The organism is Bifidobacterium angulatum DSM 20098 = JCM 7096 (assembly GCF_001025155.1).
Lineage (GTDB): Bacteria > Actinomycetota > Actinomycetes > Actinomycetales > Bifidobacteriaceae > Bifidobacterium > Bifidobacterium angulatum.
The window spans coordinates 1,057,538-1,072,620 of the sequence record NZ_AP012322.1 but is presented as its reverse complement, the minus strand read 5'-3'; the positions used below and the strand labels follow the sequence as shown (position 1 = coordinate 1,072,620).

Below are 15,083 nucleotides of genomic sequence, written 5' to 3'. Positions count from 1 at the left end.
AACGGGCTTTGCCCGATTGTAGTGGACGAAACTGGATTTCGTCGTATGACGAGTCGAATATCACCATATATGCAGGTATGCGGTTTGAATCCGCTGGGAAAGCGCGTCGCATGGACGGGATGGGAGATATGAGAAGGCCGGCACCTGAATACAGCATGCCGGCCTATAGGCTAATCGTCAATAGCCAATGGGGTTATTCCGCCAAGGCTTTCGCAAGATTGGTATCAAGCGCATCCATAAAGCCCTCGGTATCGAGCCATGGCTGGTCCGGGCCGATGAGCATGGCAAGATCCTTGGTCATCTGGCCGCCTTCGACAGTGTCGATAATGACCTTTTCCAGGGTCTGCGCGAAATGCTTGACCTCAGGGGTCTCATCAAGATCGGCGCGATGCTTGAGGCCGCCGGTCCAGGCGAAGATGGAGGCGATGGGATTCGTGGAGGTCTTCTCGCCCTTCTGCCAACGGCGATAATGGCGTGTAACGGTGCCGTGCGCCGCCTCTGCCTCGACGGTCTGCCCGTCGGGGGTCATCAGCACGGAGGTCATCAGGCCAAGGGAACCGAATCCCTGAGCCACGGAATCGGATTGCACATCGCCATCGTAATTCTTGCACGCCCAGATGTAGCCGCCGTGCCACTTCAACGAGCTGGCCACCATGTCGTCGATCAGACGATGTTCATAGGTGAGTCCGGCTGCTTCGAATTTGTCCTTGTACTCGGTTTCGAAGACCTCGGCGAAAATGTCCTTGAACTGGCCGTCATATGCCTTGAGGATGGTGTTCTTGGTGGACAGGTATACCGGGTATCCGCGCATCAGGCCGTAGTTGAAGCATGCGCGGGCGAAACCGCGAATCGAATCATTGACGTTGTACTGCACCTGTGCGACGCCGCCGTCCGGACCGTAGTTGTATACGACATGCTCGATGGGCTCGGAGCCGTCTTCGGGAGTGAAGGTGACGGTGAGCTGACCGGCGCCGGGAACCTTGAAGTCGGTGGCCTTGTACTGGTCGCCGAACGCATGACGGGCGACGACGATGGGCTTTGTCCAACCCGGGACCAGCCGGGGGACGTTGCTCATGACGATCGGTTCGCGGAAAATGGTGCCTCCGAGAATATTGCGGATGGTGCCATTGGGGGACTTCCACATTTTTTTAAGGCCGAATTCCTTGACGCGTGCCTCATCGGGGGTGATGGTGGCGCACTTGACGCCGACATGCTCACGCTTGATTGCTTCGGCGGCGTCGATTGTGACCTGATCGTCGGTGGCGTCGCGATTCTCGATGCCCAGATCATAGTAGTCAAGGTTCACGTCCAGATAGGGGAGGATCAGTCGGTCTTTGATGTCCTTCCAAATGACACGAGTCATTTCATCGCCATCGAGTTCGACGATCGTGCCTTCTACCTTAATCTTGGCCATAGTGCCTCCTATTTGGCTGATGGGATGCCCCAAGTCATAGCGCATCAATGTAACATGCAACGGCATGATTCGACTATGTGAGACGCGTTGGTGCACTGTCATATCCGCGCACTACGCTGTGGAACCATGTCTCAGGAAATTGAAATCGGTTTGGGTAAGAAGGCCCGTGTGGCCTATTCGCTGGATGATGTATCCATCATCCCCTCCCGCAGGACGCGTGATCCGCAGGATGTATCGACGAGCTGGCAGATCGATGCATACGAGTTCGACGTGCCGGTGATTGGGGCTCCGATGGATTCGGTGACCAGCCCGGCCACGGCCATTGCCATGGGCAAGATGGGTGCTTTGGGTGTGCTGGATTTGGAAGGTCTGTGGACCCGTTATGAGGATCCGACGCCGCTGCTGGACGAAATCGCCCTGCTCCCGGCGGAAACCGCCACCAAGCGTATTCAGGAGATCTATGCCGAGCCGATCAAGGCGGAGCTCATCACCAAGCGACTGCACGAGATTCGCGAAGCCGGCGTGACTGTGGCAGGCGCGCTTTCCCCGCAGCTGACCCAGGAATTCTATGCCACCGTGGTCGACGCGGGCGTCGACCTATTCGTGATTCGCGGCACTGTCGTGTCCGCCGAACATGTTTCCACCACGCATGAGGCGCTGAATCTTAAGCAGTTCATCTACGACCTTGACGTGCCGGTGATTGTGGGCGGCGTGGCCAACTACACTGCTGCGCTGCATATGATGCGTACCGGCGCGGCGGGCGTGCTTGTCGGGTTCGGCGGCGGCGCGGTCTCCGCGACCCGCACGACGCTGGGCGTGCAGGCGCCGATGGCCACGGCCATCGCCGATGTGGCCGAAGCGCGTCGCGATTACATGGACGAATCCGGTGGCCGCTATGTGCAGGTTATTGCGGATGGCGGCATGGGAGACTCCGGCAGCTTCGTCAAGGCTCTCGCCATGGGCGCCGACGCCGTGATGCTGGGCGCTCCGTTGGCTCGTGCCACTGAGGCTCCGGGCAAGGGCATGCATTGGGGCAGCGAGGCGCGGCATCAGACGTTGCCGCGTGGATTCCGCACCAACGTCGGCACTGTGGCGCCGCTTGAGCAGATTTTGTTCGGGCCGAGCCACATGGCCGATGGCACCACCAACTTCATCGGTGCGTTGCGGCGTACCATGGCCTCCACCGGCTATGTGGATGTCAAGAACTTCCAGCGCTGCAATGTGGTGGTAACACCACACGACACGCTGTAAAGTGTCGAATTTTCACATAAATCGCATCGAAAATGACGTCGAACGCGTTAAAAACGCCATGAATGCATGGTGGCCAGCCCCAAGTCTTTGACTTGGGGCTTTTTCTATGCTTTGCTAGAAGCGTGCCATGCAAACGATGGCATATCAACGAAGAAAAAGAAACGAAGAGGTGACTTCATTGGACGATGAGCACGCCCAAATCTTCACACCCATAAATATGGAAGATGGGCAACCAGCATCATACGACGGGTTCATTAGGATTGAACTGTCCCAGGAACCCGTGCCATACCACGTTGTCAAGATCTCGCCCGAGCATCTCGACAAAGCACATTGCCATGCGATGGCCGTTGCCGCATGCCGAATGGGGATACTGACCATGGATGTTATCCGGGGCAAGCTATCCGCGAACGGTCTGCGCAGAGCCGCAAGCGCAAAAGTCATTGAGCGGTTGCAGCGTTTGGCCTTCATCATCGAGACCCGCATGAGCAGGGATGACGAATACAAGGCGAGGCTGAAGTATCCGCCGGTCATGCCGCATTGGCTGTCGGGAACATTCATCAGCCAGACCTGTTTGGAAATGTGCATGCAGCTTTCCATCGGACGGGAAATCTACTGGTCGAATCTTCGATTCGAGCAGATCGGATGCCGGTGGGTATGCACATTCGCCGATATCGGCTGATCGATACGGAAAAGGTAGCTCCCGAACGGCAACAGATGCCGTTCGTCACAAGAGGGGAACGGGGAAGAGGAAACTCCAGACTTTCGATGGGGAGCACACCATAACCGGGCGATCGGCGGGAACCGATTGCCCGGTTTCTCTTTATCGTCGAAGAGATGCCGTGTGTGGTGTCTGTTCTCTGCAAAGTCCCCGAATCCATATGCTGTGTCCCCGTCAATCGGTTGCAACGGGCATAGCCGGGCGTATGGTGGGATGCATGTTGCGACAGTATATTTCAGATCCTGCGTATGAGACCCAGGACAGCGACACGATCTTCTCCCTGCTGCGGGATCGTGCACAGAGCGCTCCGGATGAGCGGATCGCCGAGTGGCAGGACAGGGACGGCCACGAGTGGCGTTCTGCAACCGCCAGCGAGATGCTGGGACGTGTGCGCGATGTGGCCAAGGGTCTCCTGGCATTGGGCGCACGCCCCGGCGCAATGATCGCGATTTATTCGGCCACATGCTATGAGTGGGGCATCGTTGACTTCGCCTGTGCCGCCATCGGAGCAGTGAGCGTGCCGATCTACGAAACCGATTCCGCTCTGCAGGCGGAATCCATTCTTAAGGACACACAGCCGCTGATTGCCTTTGCCGGCGATAACGCTCATGCGATGACGATGGAACAGATCCGCAAGTCGGTGGATAGTCTGGGCTATGTGTTCAACTTCCAAGAGAATGGATTGGATGCCGTAATCGATTTCGGGGCCAATATCACGGACGTCGAGCTTGACAAGGCCATCGCCCGTGTCAAGGCCGATGACATGGCCACCATCGTGTATACATCCGGCTCCACGGGTAAGCCGAAGGGCGCCATGCTTTCTAACCGCAACTTCACGCATATCGTGAAGAACGGCTACATCATTCTCGACGAGATGCTGTACGAACCGAATCGTCTGCTGCTGTTTCTGCCGCTAGCTCACTGCTTTGCCCGTTACATCCAGTATGTGTGCATCGGCGGGCATGGCGTTGTCGGATACATTCCGAATGCCAAGCATCTGCTGGCCGATCTCCGTTCGTTCAAACCGACGTATTTGCTTGGCGTGCCGCGTGTGTTCGAAAAGGTCTACAACGCCGCTTCCCAGAAAGCAGGCAATGGCATCGCCGGACGTATCTTCGCCAAGGCGTACCAGCATTTCGCCGATTGGTCCAAGAACGAGCAGAACGGTAAGGGGCATTCGCCCATTGCCCGTATGCAACATGCCTTCTACATGCAGACGGTGGGCAAGTCCGTCCGTTCCGCGCTTGGCCCCAACCTTGCCTGGCTTGCCTGCGGGGGTGCTCCGATCAACCCCGATCTGGCGCATTTCTTCAACGGCATGGACGGCATCACCTTTTATCCAGGGGTATGGCATGACCGAAACCGCCGCACCCATGCTGGTGAACTGGCAGGATGATAACGAGGTCGGTTCGGTCGGCAAGCCGGGGCCGGGCATGGGCGTGCGTGTGACCGACGACGATGAGATCGAGCTCTTCGGCCCGAACGTGTTCATCGGCTATTACAAGCAGCCTGAGCTGACGGCGCAAACCAAGTCCGAAGACGGCTGGATCGCCACCGGCGATCTCGGCACGATAGACGATCGCGGATTTGTGCGCATCACCGGTCGCAAGAAGGACATCATCATCACGGCCGGTGGCAAGAACGTGAGCCCGGCGCCGATGGAGGAAACCATTTCCGCATGCCCGATCGTTGACCATGCGGTGGTCATCGGTGATAACAAGCCGTTCATCTCCGCGCTGATTGAGCTCGAACCCGATATGACGCGTTCGTGGCTTTCCTCGCAGGGGCTCGATGCCTCCATGCCTATCGAGCAGATTGCGCAGAACGATGCCGTCCGTGCTTTTATCCAACAGTATGTCGATCAGGCGAACGCTTCCGTTTCCAGGGCCGAATCCGTACGCAAGTTTGCGATTCTGACCGAACAGTTCAGCCAGGAGACCGGTACGCTTACGCCGAGCCTGAAAGTGGTTCGTGCCAAGGTGATCAGCAGGTTCGCCGATGTGATCGAAGGTGAATTGTATGTGCCGAAGGGGGCGACCAAGCCGCTGCCCGGCACCGTTCGTCTGCTTGACCAGGCCACCGAATCGGTTAAGCAGGTGTCGGAAAGCGTAAGCCCGAAGGTTCGCCAAGCCTACGAGCAGGCTAAGGAGAACGTGTCGGATTCGATTGCTAGCGTGTCCGAGAAGATTCGCAAGCAGGAGGATGGCCTGGATGACACCGAGGCCGATTCCAACAGCATAAGTGAGGAGAAATAAACCGTGGCCATTCGTGAGATCAGAGTTGTTCCCGATCCCGTTCTGCGCACCCCGTGCGACGAAATCAAGGAGATCACGCCGGCAGTGCGGCGTTTGGTCGACGATCTGTTGCAGACGGTTGACGATCCCGGACGTGCCGGACTGTCCGCAAACCAGATCGGCGTGAACCTGAGAGCCTTCTCATACAATATCGACGGCAAGATCGGATATATTCTCAATCCGGTCATCGAAGAGAAATCCGGTGAACAATATGGCGATGAAGGCTGCCTGTCCGTGCCGGGGCTGTGGTACAAAACCCGCCGTGCGGATTACGCGCGTGTACGTGGCATCGATCTGGACGGCAAGGAGATCGTGCTTGAAGGGCACGGGCTGTTCGGGCGCATGCTGCAGCATGAGTGCGACCATCTAGATGGCCATGTCTATCTGGACAGACTTGAGAAAGAGGAACGCAGGGAAGCGATGCGCTATATGCGCAACCATCACTGATATCATGGTGCCCCGTCTTTTGGCGGGGGCACCATGATATCATCGGCAATCGTGTGCCATCCGGTGTCGATCGCAGTCGCTGGCGGTCGAAACCATCCAAATACTGTCAACCGGCACGCAACAAATTCGCGTCATGCTCGCGACGGCCTGTGTCGGTCGGCTTCGAACCAGAAGGGGAGAGGCTGCACGCGGGTGCGCATGGCCAGGCAAGAACCGACAAGAAAGAGGTAGTAATACCATGGCTCAGATCACTATGAGCGAAATGCTGAAGGCAGGCCTGCACTTCGGTCACCAGACCCGTCGTTGGAACCCGAAGATGAAGCAGTTCATCCTCACCCAGCGCAACGGCATCCACATCATCAACCTGTTCAAGTCCCTTGACATGATCGATGTTGCCTACGATTTCATCAAGTCCACCGTGGCCCACAACGGCACCGTGCTGTTCGTCGGCACCAAGAAGCAGGCTCAGGAAGCAGTGTCCGCTCAGGCCACTCGCGTGAACATGCCGTACGTCTCCGAGCGCTGGCTCGGCGGTATGCTGACCAACTTCCAGACCGTGTCCAAGCGTGTTGCGCGTCTCAAGGAACTCGAAGAGGTCGATTTCAGCGATGTGCACGGTTCCGGTCTGACCAAGAAGGAACTGCTGCTGCTCGAGCGTGAAAAGGACAAGCTGAACAAGCAGCTGGGCGGCATCCGCAACATGGGCCGCACTCCGTCCGCCATGTTCGTCGTTGACATCAACAAGGAAGCCCTGGCTGTCGAAGAAGCTCATAAGCTGGGCATTCCGGTCGTCGCCATCGTCGACACCAACACCGATCCGGAAGCCGTCGAGTATCCGATTCCGGCCAACGATGACGCCATCCGCGGCATCGAGCTGCTGACCAGCCTGATGGCTGACGCTGTTGCTGAAGGTCTGATCGAGCGTTCCGGCAAGGCCACCAAGGCTGAAGGCGAGTCCGCCGAGCAGCCGATGGCTGCTTGGGAGAAGGAGCTCCTGGAGAACCAGGCTCCTGAGGCCAAGGCCGACGAAGCCGCCAAGGCTGAGTGATTCAGCGTCGTCGGGAGGCATGGCACAGTTCGTGCCTCCCGATGGCATTTCAACAACCATTGTTCAATCTGTCGAATAAGTTCCATATATAGGGAGAACGAATACTATGGCAGCAATTACCGCCGCTCTGATCAAGCAGGTGCGTGAAGACACCGGCGCTGGCATGATGGACGTCAAGAAGGCTCTCACCGAGGCTGAAGGCGACGTCGCTCGCGCCAAGGAAATCATTCGTGCGAAGGGCATCGCCGCAGCCGGCAAGCGTGAAGGCCGCGCAGCTCAGGAAGGTACCATCGCTTCCAAGGTCATCGAGACCGCGAATGGCGAGACCGGTTACGCTGTTGAGCTGAACTCCGAGACCGACTTCGTGGCCAAGACCCCGAAGTTCGTCGAGTTTGCCGACACCGTGCTGGGCTATGCCGTGAACGCCGAAGCCGATTCCGCCGACGACCTGCTGGCCGCCAAGGCCGATGAAGGCACCGTCAAGGAAGCCGTTGAAGAAGCGGCAGCTCTGTTTGGCGAGCACGTCAAGGTTGGTCAGTTCGCCAAGATTTCCGGCGAGCACGTCGAGATCTACGCTCACAAGAAGTCCGCTGAGATGCCGCCGAGCATCGTCGCGATGATCGCCACCGATAAGGCTGGCGCCGCCGTTGCGCACGAAGCCGCTCTGCAGATTTCCGCAATGGGCGCCCAGTGGCTTACCCGCGAGGATGTCCCGGCTGACGTTCTGGAGTCCGAGACCCGCGTGGCCACCGAAAAGACCACCGAGGAACTTAAGAGCAAGGGCAAGCCGGAAGCTGTGATCGAGAAGATTGCCCCGAAGATCGTCGAGGGTCGTCTCAACTCCTTCTACAAGGAAACCGTGCTGCTGGAGCAGGCCTACGTCAAGGATCCTTCCAAGACTGTTGGCGACCTGTTCAAGGAAGTCGGTGGCACTGCTACCGCTTTCGCGCGCGTTGAGGTCGGCAAGGGCGCTGAAGCCTGATGATTCGGTTTCATCGTGCAACACGATGAAACCGTGTTGAGACATAGGGGTGGTTCGCACATAGGCGAGCCACCCCTATGCTGTTATTGTTGAACTACCGGCGAAACAAGACGAGCGAAGAAGCCCCCATGGATATGGACAATGTGCTACTGGCCTACGCGGGCGTCTACGTACGTTCGCGCGTTGGCAGCGTAGCCGGTCGGCGTTACTCGATATGCTGATAGACGGTAGTTTTGCGGTTCGCGTGTCAGCCGCGTGAATCGGTGACAACAATGAAGGAAGTACTATATGACTGGCGAAAATGCAGGCGACAAGCCACGCAGAGTTCTGCTCAAGCTTTCCGGTGAAGCGTTCGGTGGCGGCAAGGTCGGCATCGATACCCATGTGGTGCGCCGTATCGCTTCGGAAATCGTTCCAGCTGTGAACAAAGGCGTACAGGTTGCGATCGTGGTCGGTGGCGGCAATTTCTTCCGCGGCGCGGAACTTCAGCAGGCTGGCATCGATCGTTCCCGTGGCGATTACATGGGTATGCTCGGCACAGTGATGAACTGCCTTGCACTGCAGGACTTCCTTGAGCAGGAGGGCCAGGCTACCCGAGTGCAGACCGCCATCACCATGGGTCAGGTCGCCGAGCCGTATATTCCACTCAAGGCCATCCGCCATCTGGAAAAGGGCCGTGTGGTGATTTTCGGCGCCGGTGCCGGCATGCCGTACTTCTCTACGGATACCGTGTCCATTCAGCGTTCCCTGGAAATTCATTGCGATGAAGTGCTTATGGGCAAGAACGGCGTCGACGGCGTGTACACCGCCGATCCGCGTAAGGATGAGAACGCCAAGCGCTTTGAGACGCTGAGCTACAATCGCGCTCTGGTCGACAATCTGGCTGTTATGGATGCGTCCGCGCTGTCCATGGCGCGCGACAATAGAAAGCGTATCCGTGTGTTCGGCCTCGAAGGCGAAGGCAATGTCACTCGTGCGCTTGTCGGCGATGAAATCGGGACTCTGGTCTCCACCGCGGAATCGCGTGTGGCGGACTGAACTTTTTACAATCAAATAACCATCAATCGTAATCAAGGAGCAATTATGGCAAGCGTTGTTGAACAAGCTAAGGCACAGATGGCCAAGACGGTGGAAAACACCAAGGAGAACTTTGCCGGCATTCGTACTGGCCGTGCGAACCCTGCTTTGCTGAACGGCATTATGGTCGATTACTACGGCGCTCCCACGCCGATCAAGGCAGTGGCCTCCATTGGCGTCCCCGAGCCGCGCACCCTGTCGGTCACCCCGTTCGATGCATCCCAGGCTGGCGCCGTCGAGAAGGCGATCCGCAATTCCGATCTTGGCGTGAGCCCCAACCGTGACGGCAACGTCATCCGCCTGACCATGCCTGAACTCACCGAGGAACGTCGTAAGGAATACGTCAAGCTCGCCAAGGGCAAGGCCGAGGACGGCAAGGTCGCGGTTCGCAACATTCGTCGCAAGACCAAGGAGACCATCGACAAGTCCGTCAAGGATGGCGATATGGGCGAGGATGAAGGCGATCGCCTGCTGAAGGATCTCGATAAGGTCACCAAGTCCGTCACCGACGAAATCGATGCGCTGCTTGAGACCAAGCAGAAGGAGATCATGGAGGTCTGAGTCGGATCCCTCCAACGCATCGAATATGGAACATAATGATCAACTCCATGATCAGGCCGAGGTGACCCTCGACCAGATCAATAAGAAAACCGGTCGTAATATGCCTCAGGCTATAGCTACGGCCGTGGTGCTGATTGCGATTATTCTCGGGTGCCTGCTGATAAGCATCGATGTGTTCGTCGCGCTTATCGTGGTGTTCATGATCCTGGCTTTGTGGGAGCTTCGAGTTGATTTCGCAACCGCAGGACTACACATCCCCGTATTCATGTTGTGGATATGCTCGGCTTGCACGCTGCTTGCAACGTACTATTCGCCGTTGCACGTCGTTACCATGTCGTTGTGTGCCATGGCTTCGATTGTGCTGGTGGCTCTTTCGGCTACGGCGAAACTGAGCTTCGGCAACAGGCTTTCGCTTGTGGTTGCGGATAAGCTGTCCCATACCGAAGCCGCGGCACGACTCGAGTCCTCCTTCAACCATGACGGCAACGAACAGCATCATAGCCGACTCAGCCATGTGGCCGTTTCCGTGCTCACCGTGCTGTACATCCCCGTGCTGGCCTCGTGCATTATTCTGCCGCTAACCTTCCATGGGCATCCGGTGGCTCATGCCATTATGCTGGTCTTCCTGCCGGCATTGTCCGACACGGGCGGATTGTTCGCCGGTGCATGGCTGGGCAAGCATAAGCTCTCTCCGCGTATCTCTCCGAAGAAAAGCTGGGAGGGGCTTGCAGGATCAGTGGTGTTTGCCATGGTCGGCGCTTTCGCGGTGATGTTCTGCACCTATACTCCGCAGGTATGGGCCACGCGTTGGTGGGTTCCCATCATTATGGGGATTCTGGTAGGTGTCGTAGGCACGTTCGGTGATCTGTGCGCGTCCATGATCAAGCGTGATCTCGGTCTTAAGGATATGGGTCATCTGCTCAAGGGGCATGGTGGCGTGATGGATCGTGTCGATTCGATTCTGATGGCCGCGCCGTTCACCTGCATCCTGCTCTGGCTCACCGGCATGTGATCATGTCGTTCCCCCAACGTGAAGAGTGCTCGTGCATGTCCAGGCACGAGCACTCTTCACGTTCTGATAAGCAGTTTCATAATCACCCGTAATGTCAAGCGAAGCGAAGAAAGTTATGACATCTCCCGAAACTCCAGAAACCGGTATCACCGAAGGCGGTACCGAAGGCGCATTCCGCGATGTGCTCTCCAAAGACCATGCCCGGCGTGGCAAACCCCCGGTGCATTTCGTCGACATGAGCGAGGACGAACGCATCGCCAAAGCCAAGGAACTCGGCCTCCCCAAATTCCGAGTCAAGCAGCTCGCCAACCACTATTATGGCCATTTCGATGTGAATGCCGCCGCATTCACCGATTTCCCGGCCTCGAAGCGTGACGAGGCGGCTTCGGTCTTTTTCCCCGAACTTATCACGGAGGTCACACGGCAGGTGGCCGATAAGGGAACCACCATCAAAACACTGTGGCGACTATTCGATGGTTCGCATATTGAATCCGTGCTGATGCGTTATCCGACCCGTTCCACCCTGTGCATCTCGTCGCAGGTTGGCTGTGGCATGGGTTGTCCGTTCTGCGCGACCGGGCAGTTGGGATTGACTCGTAACATGTCTGCCGGAGAGATTCTCGAACAGGTGCGCGTCGCCGCCAGAATGATGCAGGATGGCGAGGTTGCCGGAGGACCGGGCCGTCTGAGCAATATCGTGTTCATGGGTATGGGCGAACCGATGGGCAACTATCGATCGGTGCTGTCTGCCGTACGTCAGATCTCCGCATTGCCGCCACAGGGCTTCGGCATTTCCGCACGTAATATCACCGTCTCCACCGTCGGCGTCGTGCCTGGCATCAGAAAGCTTACCGAGGAAGGCATTCCTGTCCGTCTTGCGGTCTCGTTGCATGCGCCTAGCGATGAACTACGCGATGAACTCGTGCCGATGAACAAGCGATTCAATACGACTGCCGTACTTGATGCGGCACATGATTACTGGCTCGCGACCAAACGTCGTGTAAGCATCGAATACGCGCTGATGCGCGGCATCAACGATCAGGCGGAGCACGCCAGGCTCCTGGCCAAGCGATTGAACCACTACGGGGACGATTGGGCGCATGTCAATCCCATCCCGCTTAACCCGATCGAAGGTTCCAAGTGGACTGCATCGAAGCCTGAAGATGAGAAGCGGTTCCTTGACATCCTTCATGCCGCAGGCATCACTGCCACGCTTCGAGACACCCGTGGCCAGGATATCGATGGTGCATGTGGGCAGCTTGCTGCCAAAGAACGCTGATATCGCCAAGTCGGTGTGGCACGTGGATATTGTGGGCCCGTCAGGTATTGTCTGACGGGCCCACAATCGGTTCTGGCGACAGCCATAAGGCTAATGAACGATAGCTGTGGATTGTGCTGGATATCAGACCGTATCATGCCTAATATGTGGACTCCTGTTGAACCGTGTAACGCACGGTCTGTAGTCTGAAAGACTGAATCATTGACCCGTCGTAAGTAGGGGAGTGAAAGATGTCGTTGGCGGTACGAGTTATTCCGTGCTTGGATGTTGATGCAGGACGTGTGGTGAAGGGCGTCCATTTCGAGAATCTCAAAGACGCCGGCGATCCGGTGGAGCTTGCGGCGGAATACTATCGGCAGGGTGCGGATGAGCTGACGTTCCTGGATGTAACCGCTTCCAGCTCGCATCGTCAGACCATGGTCGATGTGGTCAGTCGCACCGCCGAACAGGTGTTCATCCCGATGACCGTTGGCGGCGGCGTACGCACCCCGGAGGATGTCGACTCGTTGCTGCGTTGCGGAGCGGACAAAGTCGGTGTCAATACCGCGGCCATCAATGATCCGACATTGATCAGTCGAGTCGCCGAGCGTTTCGGCAATCAGGTGCTGGTGCTATCGGTGGACGCCCGGCGCGAAAAGGGCGAACAACACACGCAGTCCGGGTTCGAAGTCACCACCATGGGCGGGCGCAAATCCACAGGCATTGATGCGTTGTGGTGGGTCAAACGTGCCGAAGAGCTTGGCGCCGGCGAGATATTGCTGAACTCCATGGACGCGGACGGTACACAGTCGGGTTTCGACATCGAGATGATTCAGGCGGTTCGCCGCGAGGTCAAGATTCCGATCATCGCCTCCGGTGGCGCCGGCAAGGTAGAGGATTTCCCTCCGGCCATTGCGGCTGGAGCCGACGCTGTACTTGCCGCATCCGTATTCCACTACGGCACGTTGACCATTGCCGACGTCAAGGCGGAACTGCGCAGGTCCGGATATACCGTTCGCTGATTTTTACCCATTCAATCCATAGAATCGATACCAAGAATGCAATACGATAACTCGATAACACTCGATCCTGCGATCGCGGCACGTTTGAAGCGCGATGACAAAGGATTGGTCGCCGCAGTCGTCCAACAGTACGATACCCGTGACGTGCTCATGGTCGGCTACATGAATGATGAGGCGTTGCGCCGCACGCTGACCACCGGCAGAGTGACCTTCTGGTCTCGTTCCCGTCAGGAATACTGGCGTAAAGGCGATACCTCCGGACATGCGCAATATGTTAAGGGCGTGTCTCTTGACTGCGACGGAGACGCCCTGCTGGTAGAGGTCGATCAGGTTGGAGCCGCATGCCATACCGGCAAACGTAGTTGTTTCGACGAGGGCGGACCGCTGCCCGTCGTAGAGGGATTCAAACCCGAGGAGGCACGGTGATGGGAGAGTGCAGCGTCGAGCATCTGCGTTGGGGGGAGACCTGGCCGTCACGCGAGCAGTTCCACGAGCTTGCCGACGAAGGCTATCGTATTATCCCCATCGTACGTCGCTTGCTTGCGGATTCGCTGACACCGGTCGGGTTCTATGAGCGCCTTGCCGCAGGGCGGAGCGGAACCTTCATACTCGAATCGGCGGAATTCGGCGGCACATGGAGTCGATACAGCTTCATCGGCGTGAATTCCATCGCCCAGCTGCGTTCCAACAACGGGCAGGCTGATTGGCTTGGGCAAGTGCCGGTTGGCGTTCCCACGCAGGGCGACGTGCTTGACGTGGCGCACGCTACGCTGAAGACTCTGAAGACCCCTAAAGTCAAGGGTCTGCCGAACCTGACTTCGGGCCTGGTCGGAACCGTAGGCTGGGATGTGATCCGTCATTGGGAGCCCACGCTACATGGCAAGGCGCCGAACGAAACCGATCAGCCGGAGCTCGTGCTGGCTCTCGCCACCGATATTGCGGTGGTCGACCATGTCTCCGGTTCGGTATGGCTGATCGCCAACGCCGTAAACGTCGACGATAAGCCCACCCGAGCCGACTGGGCTTACGATACCGCCGTCGAACGGCTTGACGCCATGCAGCGCCAGGCTGCGACACCGACGCCGGGGGAGGCGCGCATCAACGTGCTCGACACGAATGTGCCGCAGCCCGAGTTGCGATTCCGCACCGAGAAGTCGCACTATGAGAAGGCCGTCGAGGAGACGAAGCGACATATCGTCGACGGTGATGTGTTCCAGACGGTCATCTCCCAGCGTCTTGACATCGATTCGCCGGCCGATCCCTTCGACGTGTATCGTGTCCTGCGCACCCTGAATCCAAGTCCGTATATGTATTTCTTCGCATTGACAGACACCAAGGGGCGCACTTTCAACGTTGTCGGATCCAGTCCGGAAACCCTGATCAAGGTTGATGACGGCCATGCCATGACGTTCCCGATCGCAGGTTCGCGCCCTCGTGGAGCGACTCCCGAAGAGGACGAGAAGCTCGCCGAAGAGCTGCTCGCCGACCCCAAGGAACGCAGCGAGCATATCATGCTGGTCGATTTGTCGCGCAACGACTTGAGCCGAGTGTGCAAGCCGGAGAGCGTGGAGGTGGTCAAACTGATGGATATCAAGCGATTCAGCCATATCATGCACATCTGCTCCACGGTGACAGGCACATTGAACGACGGCATGACGGCTTTCGACGTCTTCACCTCCGCTTTCCCCGCCGGCACATTATCCGGCGCTCCCAAGCCGCGGGCCATTGAGATCATCGACGAGCTTGAGCCGGCCGATCGAGGCATTTACGGCGGCACCGTAGGGTACTTCGATTTTTCTGGAAACATGGACATGGCCATTGCCATCCGCACCGCCTTTTTGCGAGATCACGAGGCCAGCGTGCAGGCCGGAGCCGGAATCGTACTTGATTCGGTTCCGCAGAACGAATGGCAGGAGACCCGCAACAAGGCCGAGGCCAGCGTTGAAGCCGTCCAGATTGCGGCACAGCTGAAAGCCCTATAGGAGCAGGGACGTTACTC

General features: G+C 57.7%; 13 protein-coding genes and 1 pseudogene. 13 read left to right on the top strand and 1 reads right to left on the bottom strand.

The annotated features are described in order from the left end of the window. Positions 1-193 precede the first annotated feature (193 nt). Positions 194-1,414 (bottom strand): NADP-dependent isocitrate dehydrogenase, encoded by a 1,221-nt coding sequence (locus BBAG_RS04335; protein WP_033508135.1) that lies wholly within the window; start codon positions 1,412-1,414, stop codon positions 194-196. A gap of 126 nt (positions 1,415-1,540) precedes the next feature. Here BBAG_RS04335 and BBAG_RS04330 point away from each other — a divergent pair, with 126 nt between their 5' ends. From BBAG_RS04330 to BBAG_RS04270, 13 genes and pseudogenes are all read left to right on the top strand, one after another. Continuing rightward, on the top strand, positions 1,541-2,665 hold the full coding sequence (locus BBAG_RS04330) for a GuaB3 family IMP dehydrogenase-related protein (RefSeq protein WP_003826461.1): 1,125 nt from the start codon (positions 1,541-1,543) through the stop codon (positions 2,663-2,665). Positions 2,666-2,801: 136 nt separating this feature from the next. Then, the gene (locus tag BBAG_RS04325; RefSeq protein ID WP_156098385.1) at positions 2,802-3,344 is read left to right on the top strand and encodes an Rv3235 family protein; all 543 of its coding nucleotides are present in this window, start codon (positions 2,802-2,804) and stop codon (positions 3,342-3,344) included. Positions 3,345-3,600: 256 nt separating this feature from the next. After that, positions 3,601-5,638, top strand: a pseudogene (locus tag BBAG_RS04320) (AMP-dependent synthetase/ligase). Positions 5,639-5,641: 3 nt separating this feature from the next. After that, complete coding sequence (gene def, locus BBAG_RS04315) at positions 5,642-6,124, top strand: peptide deformylase (protein WP_003826455.1); 483 nt, start codon at positions 5,642-5,644, stop codon at positions 6,122-6,124. A gap of 238 nt (positions 6,125-6,362) precedes the next feature. Beyond that, positions 6,363-7,172, top strand: a complete 810-nt coding sequence (rpsB, locus tag BBAG_RS04310) for a 30S ribosomal protein S2 (protein WP_003826454.1) — start codon at positions 6,363-6,365, stop codon at positions 7,170-7,172. Between the two features lie 106 nt (positions 7,173-7,278). Then, entirely contained in the window at positions 7,279-8,154 is an 876-nt protein-coding gene (gene tsf / locus BBAG_RS04305; protein WP_003826453.1) for a translation elongation factor Ts, read from the top strand. 288 nt (positions 8,155-8,442) lie between these two features. Beyond that, positions 8,443-9,192: a UMP kinase gene (pyrH, locus tag BBAG_RS04300; protein ID WP_003826448.1), complete on the top strand. Its 750-nt coding sequence runs from the start codon at positions 8,443-8,445 to the stop codon at positions 9,190-9,192. Between the two features lie 45 nt (positions 9,193-9,237). Next, positions 9,238-9,792 (top strand): ribosome recycling factor, encoded by a 555-nt coding sequence (frr, locus tag BBAG_RS04295; RefSeq protein ID WP_003826446.1) that lies wholly within the window; start codon positions 9,238-9,240, stop codon positions 9,790-9,792. 25 nt (positions 9,793-9,817) lie between these two features. Next, complete coding sequence (locus tag BBAG_RS04290; protein WP_003826445.1) at positions 9,818-10,804, top strand: phosphatidate cytidylyltransferase; 987 nt, start codon at positions 9,818-9,820, stop codon at positions 10,802-10,804. 115 nt (positions 10,805-10,919) lie between these two features. After that, positions 10,920-12,083, top strand: coding sequence for a 23S rRNA (adenine(2503)-C(2))-methyltransferase RlmN (rlmN, locus tag BBAG_RS04285; protein WP_033508139.1), 1,164 nt, complete (start codon positions 10,920-10,922; stop codon positions 12,081-12,083). A gap of 230 nt (positions 12,084-12,313) precedes the next feature. Further along, positions 12,314-13,084: an imidazole glycerol phosphate synthase subunit HisF gene (gene hisF / locus BBAG_RS04280; protein ID WP_003826443.1), complete on the top strand. Its 771-nt coding sequence runs from the start codon at positions 12,314-12,316 to the stop codon at positions 13,082-13,084. Between the two features lie 36 nt (positions 13,085-13,120). Beyond that, on the top strand, positions 13,121-13,510 hold the full coding sequence (hisI, locus tag BBAG_RS04275) for a phosphoribosyl-AMP cyclohydrolase (protein WP_003826442.1): 390 nt from the start codon (positions 13,121-13,123) through the stop codon (positions 13,508-13,510). Further along, complete coding sequence (locus BBAG_RS04270; protein ID WP_003826441.1) at positions 13,510-15,066, top strand: anthranilate synthase component I; 1,557 nt, start codon at positions 13,510-13,512, stop codon at positions 15,064-15,066. Before hisI ends, BBAG_RS04270 begins: the two co-directional genes overlap by 1 nt. The last annotated feature ends 17 nt before the right edge of the window (positions 15,067-15,083 follow it).

Excerpts from the sequence above, each read along its gene's own strand:
- hisI (WP_003826442.1), top strand. The coding sequence starts at position 13,121 with ATGCAATACGATAACTCGATAACACTCGATCCTGCGATCGCGGCACGT.
- BBAG_RS04335 (WP_033508135.1), bottom strand. The coding sequence starts at position 1,414 with ATGGCCAAGATTAAGGTAGAAGGCACGATCGTCGAACTCGATGGCGAT.
- hisF (WP_003826443.1), top strand. The coding sequence starts at position 12,314 with ATGTCGTTGGCGGTACGAGTTATTCCGTGCTTGGATGTTGATGCAGGA.
- pyrH (WP_003826448.1), top strand. The coding sequence starts at position 8,443 with ATGACTGGCGAAAATGCAGGCGACAAGCCACGCAGAGTTCTGCTCAAG.
- BBAG_RS04330 (WP_003826461.1), top strand. The coding sequence starts at position 1,541 with ATGTCTCAGGAAATTGAAATCGGTTTGGGTAAGAAGGCCCGTGTGGCC.
- tsf (WP_003826453.1), top strand. The coding sequence starts at position 7,279 with ATGGCAGCAATTACCGCCGCTCTGATCAAGCAGGTGCGTGAAGACACC.
- BBAG_RS04270 (WP_003826441.1), top strand. The coding sequence starts at position 13,510 with ATGGGAGAGTGCAGCGTCGAGCATCTGCGTTGGGGGGAGACCTGGCCG.
- BBAG_RS04290 (WP_003826445.1), top strand. The coding sequence starts at position 9,818 with ATGGAACATAATGATCAACTCCATGATCAGGCCGAGGTGACCCTCGAC.
- rpsB (WP_003826454.1), top strand. The coding sequence starts at position 6,363 with ATGGCTCAGATCACTATGAGCGAAATGCTGAAGGCAGGCCTGCACTTC.
- BBAG_RS04325 (WP_156098385.1), top strand. The coding sequence starts at position 2,802 with ATGGCATATCAACGAAGAAAAAGAAACGAAGAGGTGACTTCATTGGAC.
- frr (WP_003826446.1), top strand. The coding sequence starts at position 9,238 with ATGGCAAGCGTTGTTGAACAAGCTAAGGCACAGATGGCCAAGACGGTG.
- rlmN (WP_033508139.1), top strand. The coding sequence starts at position 10,920 with ATGACATCTCCCGAAACTCCAGAAACCGGTATCACCGAAGGCGGTACC.